This is a genomic window from Fusibacillus kribbianus, assembly GCF_030053595.1.
Classification (GTDB): Bacteria; Bacillota; Clostridia; order Lachnospirales; family Lachnospiraceae; genus Lientehia; species Lientehia kribbiana.
Map to the genome: position 1 here is coordinate 1 of NZ_JASGBQ010000043.1, position 5,565 is coordinate 5,565.

The 5,565-nt window shown below is 47.7% G+C and carries 7 protein-coding genes; 1 reads left to right on the forward strand and 6 read right to left on the reverse strand.

All coding sequences use genetic code 11. The annotated features are described in order from the left end of the window. Nucleotides 1–69 precede the first annotated feature (69 nt). Nucleotides 70–366 carry a DUF6179 domain-containing protein gene (locus QJ036_RS13975; protein ID WP_283231951.1) on the forward strand — a complete coding sequence of 99 codons (297 nt, stop codon included), beginning with the start codon at nucleotides 70–72 and terminating at the stop codon, nucleotides 364–366. 61 nt (nucleotides 367–427) lie between these two features. Here QJ036_RS13975 and QJ036_RS13980 read toward each other — a convergent pair whose 3' ends face one another. The 6 genes from QJ036_RS13980 to QJ036_RS14005 all read right to left on the reverse strand — a co-directional run bounded on the left by QJ036_RS13980 (nucleotide 428) and on the right by QJ036_RS14005 (nucleotide 5,226). Then, nucleotides 428–1,000, reverse strand: coding sequence for a GNAT family N-acetyltransferase (locus QJ036_RS13980; RefSeq protein ID WP_283231952.1), 573 nt, complete (start codon nucleotides 998–1,000; stop codon nucleotides 428–430). A 352-nt stretch (nucleotides 1,001–1,352) separates the two neighbouring features. Further along, nucleotides 1,353–2,456: an RNA-guided endonuclease TnpB family protein gene (locus tag QJ036_RS13985; RefSeq protein WP_283231953.1), complete on the reverse strand. Its 1,104-nt coding sequence runs from the start codon at nucleotides 2,454–2,456 to the stop codon at nucleotides 1,353–1,355. Continuing rightward, nucleotides 2,449–2,862, reverse strand: a complete 414-nt coding sequence (tnpA, locus tag QJ036_RS13990; RefSeq protein WP_283231954.1) for an IS200/IS605 family transposase — start codon at nucleotides 2,860–2,862, stop codon at nucleotides 2,449–2,451. The genes QJ036_RS13985 and tnpA overlap by 8 nt, the downstream gene beginning before the upstream one ends. 134 nt (nucleotides 2,863–2,996) lie before the next feature. Beyond that, on the reverse strand, nucleotides 2,997–3,182 hold the full coding sequence (locus QJ036_RS13995; protein WP_283231955.1) for a response regulator: 186 nt from the start codon (nucleotides 3,180–3,182) through the stop codon (nucleotides 2,997–2,999). Beyond that, nucleotides 3,182–3,925 (reverse strand): response regulator transcription factor, encoded by a 744-nt coding sequence (locus QJ036_RS14000; RefSeq protein ID WP_283231956.1) that lies wholly within the window; start codon nucleotides 3,923–3,925, stop codon nucleotides 3,182–3,184. Before QJ036_RS14000 ends, QJ036_RS13995 begins: the two co-directional genes overlap by 1 nt. After that, a complete protein-coding gene (locus QJ036_RS14005; protein WP_283231957.1) occupies nucleotides 3,922–5,226 on the reverse strand; it encodes a sensor histidine kinase in 1,305 nt (434 codons plus the stop codon). Before QJ036_RS14005 ends, QJ036_RS14000 begins: the two co-directional genes overlap by 4 nt. Between the last annotated feature and the right edge of the window lie 339 nt (nucleotides 5,227–5,565).

Sequence of the window (5,565 nt, forward strand, 5' to 3'; positions counted from 1 at the left end):
CCAAACCCCGGCCGAGATATCCCAAAATGATATCTGAGCCGGGGTTTCTGAGCTAAAAACGAAGGAGCGTTGCTCCTGACCTACAATCGTTCAGATTTTAGGTCATTCTGCAACACTCCCTTATACTACGATGTGAAATTTGCACCGACAGAACATCGGATCACTCTGGATTACCCGGTCTTCGGCCTCGATATGACTCTTGAAGGGATCGACAGGATCAGCCAGTATGTTGACGCTGTTTACGAAGAGCAGCGCTGGCTGATGCAGTTTCCAAGGACTTTTGTCATTGATGCACTTCGATCCTTTCATCCCCGCTATGAAGCAGAATATTTCAATCTGAAGGAAATTGTGGAGCTGCAGCTGTAGTCCTGCCCTGAATCCACCTTAACAGCCCCTTTTTCAACCGGTCGTGTCAGTTTTACAAAATTCAGTCATTGCCAACGGTCCACTCCCCGAATTTTACCCTTTCCTGCCCCCGGCAGTGCTCTCCGATCATTTTTTCCATCCATATCATGTCATACCAGGTATCAATCTTATAGCCGCTGTTGTGAAAGGTTCCCACAAGGTCGAAGCCCATCCTTTTGTGAAACAGGTAACTGTCATTGGTCAGATGTTCATCGTCTCCCCTGGGGACCGCAATGCAGGCATTCATATTGAGGACCCCGATCCGTCTCAGGGAATCCTCCAGGGCACCGTAGAGCAGTCTTCCCACACCGGCCCTTCTGGAGTCCCTTCTCACATAAATGGTCACCTCCACCGACCAGTCGTAGGCTTTCCTGTTCTTGAAGGTTCCGGCATAGGCATACCCGAGAATTCCCGTTTCGTCCACTGCCTTCAGATAGGGAAGCGCCGAAGAGATCGTTCTTATTCTTTCCCGAAATTCCGCACAGGAAGGGACCTCATATTCAAATGAGACTGCCGTATCGCGGACATAGGGGGCATAGATGGAAAGAAGCTCCGCAGCATCTTCCAATTCCACCTGTTGAATTTTGACTGTCATTCCACATTTCCTCCATAGTTTCCTGTTTCAGTGCGGCTTTCTGTTTTATTCCTTTCTCCCGCTGACGATGGAATAATACGCATTGGACGTAAACCGGTAAATGATCCCGTAGCATATGCCAAAGAGCAGGACCGAAACGGCCAGGACCGTGATCATAAGCGGTACATTGCGCAGGGTGACATGCTCCCACCACTAAAATCAAAGCTTTTGAAGTGGGGGCTTCCTGTTCAATGGCTCTCATGAGCCAAGTATCTGCAGGCTACCCTCGCGTGCCCCGCGATTGTTCTAAGCCCGGATACGGGCTTTTTGACTATCCTGTCCGGATACGGACGTATTTCCTTTTTGCTTCCTGCTATGCAGTCAGCATTCGCCGCGCTTCTTCACGGATATTGATCGCTGCATTTTTATCCCTGTCCATGACGTTTCCACAGTCACAGCGATAAATTCGTTCGGAAAGTTGCAGCTCTTTTTTCACGTTTCCGCACATGCAGCATCTTTTGCTGGATGGAAAGAACCGGTCAATCTTTACCAGTTTCTTTCCCTGCTCCTCCAGCTTATATGTCAGAATATCGCGAAACATCCCGTAACTGTTATCCATGACGCTCTTTCCAAAATTCAGACACCGGCTCATGGCTTTCATGTCAAGATCTTCCACTCCTACCGCATCGTAGGTATCTGCAATCTTTCTGGTCAGCTTATGGATATAGTCTTTCCTCTGATTCCTCACTTTCTCGTGGCACAGCGCTGCTTTCCGCTTCTGTCTCCTGTAGTTGCAGCTTCCTTTCTGACAATGCGATAGTCTTCTCTGTTCCCTTGCCAGTTTTTCCATTGCCTGTCTCAGATAACCCGGATAGACCCCATCCAGTTCATCGGAAAACACTGTCATCCCGTGCATCGCATAATCGATCCCAAGTATCCTTGCGGTCTCATAGTTACAGGCTGCAGCTTGGTTTTCACTACAGTCGTATTCATATAAGAGGCTCGCATAATACTTTCCGGACGGTTCCCTGCTTACAGTAACAGATTTTAGACGGTATCCCTCCGGGATCTCCCTGTGCTGTCTGATCCTGACTATTCCAAGCTTGGGCAGCTTCAATTTTCTATCTGCCAGCACGATATTTCCATTGACCACGTTTGTGGTATAGCTGTCCTGATTCCTGTGCTTTGACTTATATCTTGGAAAACCAATCGCTGGTTTTCGAAAGAAATTCTGATAGGCCTTTTCCAGATGGAGCTGTACATTGGCAAGCGCCAGTGAATCCACTTCCTTCAGAAACGGATATTCCTTCTTGTACATGGCAGGTGTGTTCTTCAGCATCTTTCCGGTTGCCTGGTATTCACGGATCTTATCTGACAGCATGGTATTATACAAAAATCTGCAGCAGCCAAACGTTTTTGATAACAGGACTTCCTGTTCTCTGTTCGGATAGATCCTAAACTTATAGGCCTTATTCAATGCTTTTCCCCCTCGACTGACTTTCAATATACTGCCGTATCACATCAAGCGGCGCACCGCCTGCTGTCACAAGGCAAAAGCTCTGACTCCAGAAAGCTTCCTTCCAAAGTTTTTCCCGGATTTTTGGATACTCTTTTTTGATCAGCCGGCTGCTCGCACTCTTATAAGCATTGATAAATTTTGATATTTCCGTTTTAGGCTGGGCCCGAAACATGACATGCACATGATCGATATCATGGTTCCACTCTTCCAAAACAATTCCATAGTTTGGTGCTATATATTCGAAAATCTCTTTTGCCCGGTCTGATATCCGGTCGTCTATTACCTTCCTCCGATATTTTACTACCATAACAAGATGATAATATAAGAGATATACCGAATGAGCATTATGATCCATCTGTCTCATATAATCAGCAGCCTTTCATTTTCGACTGATTATATTATATCACTGTTTTGCTCAGAGAACAAGTGTTCTTTTTCTTGATCTGGTAAGATTTTTTGCAATTCATCTCACCACCTTAGAGGTGGGAGAATTCTTGCTTATTTCATGTTAAAAAAGGGCAGGGCAATATCCATCAGGACAATGTGAGGGTCAAATTCCGCAAACTCCGTCATCACACCCCGGAAATTTTCCACGGAACGGACCTGCATCTCCCACGTCTCTGCCTGCATTTTAATTGCGTCTGCAATTCCTTTGTCATCCTCAACGATCAGTAATCGATACATCAGTTTTCTTTCTCCAAAAAGTCTCTTCGATACTGGGAAGGCGTGATTCCCTCCGATTTCTTAAACACCTTGGTAAACACCCGGTAATCCCCGTAACCGGACTGCTCCGACACTTCCCCGATGGACAGGGAGGTGGACAGCAGCAGCTGTTTCGCCTTTTCCATGCGGATATTGGTCAGATAGGCGAGGAAATTGACACCGATCTCACTTTTAAACAGCTGGCTGATATACTGGGCGCTCAGATGAAACTCATCAGCAAGGACGGAAAGGCTGATCTCCTCCGCCAGATGCTCCTGCAGATACCGGGTCAGCCTGTTGATCGGCCGTTCCTCCTGTTCGTCCGCCTCCTTCGTGGACTGTCTGCGAAACAGGGCGATCTTCAGGTTGTCAATACAGGTGCCGAACTCCTCATAATCCACCGGCTTCAGGATATAGTCTGTGATCTTCAGCCGCAGCGCCTCCCGGCAATAAGAAAAATCATCATACCCCGACACAATGACAAAGGCCATATCCGGATGCTTGATCCGTGCAAGCTGTATGACCTTTAAGCCGTTCATGATCGGGATATTGATATCCATGACGGCAATATCGGGAGCCAGCGCGTCGATCTTCGCCAGTGCCTCCATGCCGTCAGCCGCCTCCCCGACCACTTCACAGTCGTGGGCTCCCCAGTCAAAAAGCCGTTTAAACCCCTCTCGTATCATGATCTCATCATCCACCAAAAGAACACGCAGCTTCTTCATTCCGCTTCCTCCTTAAGCGGCAGCAACATATGAGCCGTCACACCGCCTCCTTCGTTTTCTGTATACCACAGGCCAAACTTTCTGCCGCACAACAGTTTGATCCGTTTCTGCACATTCAGAATGCCGATGCTGTTTCCGGTAAGCTTCGGCGCCTGCTTTGCGTAATTGCGAAGCATATCGTCAATGGCAGCCTTCCGGCCCTCCGCAAATCCGCTTCCGGTATCCCGGACGCAGATCTCCATATCTCCCTCCTCCGTTTTGTGAGCGGAAATTTTCACCTCTCCCCGGTAGCCCTTATTCTTAAGCCCGTGAAGCAAACTGTTTTCCACGATGGGCTGCAGAATGAAATTAGGTACCTGCGCCCCTCCCAGGTCGGGATCAATGTCATATTCACAGCAAAGCTCCGGATAACGGTAGCACATCAGCTCCATATAAGCTTCCAGAAGTTCTGTTTCATCGTCCAGAGAAACCATGGGCCGGTCCACCTTCACGCTGAGCCGGAAAAAATCCACCAGACGCATCAGAAGGTCTGCCACCTTCTTATCGCCGTTTAACTGGGCCTGAATACGGATCGTGTCCAGTGTATTATAGAGAAAATGCGGATTGACCTGGCTTTTGAGATACAGCATGGACATTTTCTGCTCGGTCAGCTCCGCCCGCAGAATGTCCGGATTTTCCAGGGTCAGATAGAAGGAAAGGGTCATCAGCGTGATCCCCATTCCGCTGATCAGCCAGGTGTGATACAATCCCTGCAGGGCACAGACCGTAAACTCGATGATCAGCGCCACACCGATGACAGATTTCTTTTTGGGATCCACCGCTTTCCAATTGCCCAGCATAAGACCGGCACATAAGATCAGATAAAAGGCCACAGCAAAATAGGGCACCAGCATATACGCTCCGTCCGAATAATTTCCTTCCGTGGTGATCGTATAGTAAATGGGTAGAAACGTCGTTCCGAGAACCGCCGCGATCAGAAAGATCCTCGCAGCCAGATCCAGCTTCCTGGGCTTTCCGGTCTCCTCCTCCACCAGAATGGCAATGTATTGATAAAACAGATAGATCACCACAACCATGGTGCCCATAAAGAACCGGTGCAGAACAGCATTCAAAAACGGCGGTACCGTCTCCAGGTGATTCACCGTATAAACGGTAGCTCCGTCGAATACCAGATGCACCAACGCCGTCACCAGCAATACAGAAAAAGTCCGGTGCAGCGGTGTATTCTGTTTTTCTGCCGAAAAATAAATATACGCAACAAACGCAAGCACCAGAAACAGCGCAATCTCCATTCGCAGCATCGATTTTCCCTCCTGACTGTCTTTATTATAATCCTCTGTCTGTGGTTTCGATAGAGGGCTTATACAGGAAAATGTGTCAATTTTACAGGTCTCCTGCCTCTATTTTAAATAGTCAGAGGCAGAAAATCAATGGACGGGAGAAGTTTTCGGTTTTCAGCGGTTGCTTAGTTGTAAAACTTAATTCCAGTCATAGTGCTAAAAAGGGGCTGATTTGCGACCAATGTCAATAAGTTAAGGACATTACAAGAGACTCCTGTTTGAAATTTCAAATGGCTGAGAGTGAGAATTTTTGCTTTCAGCCATTTTTTGCATAGAAAATAAAGCAGTCCTACTTAACTG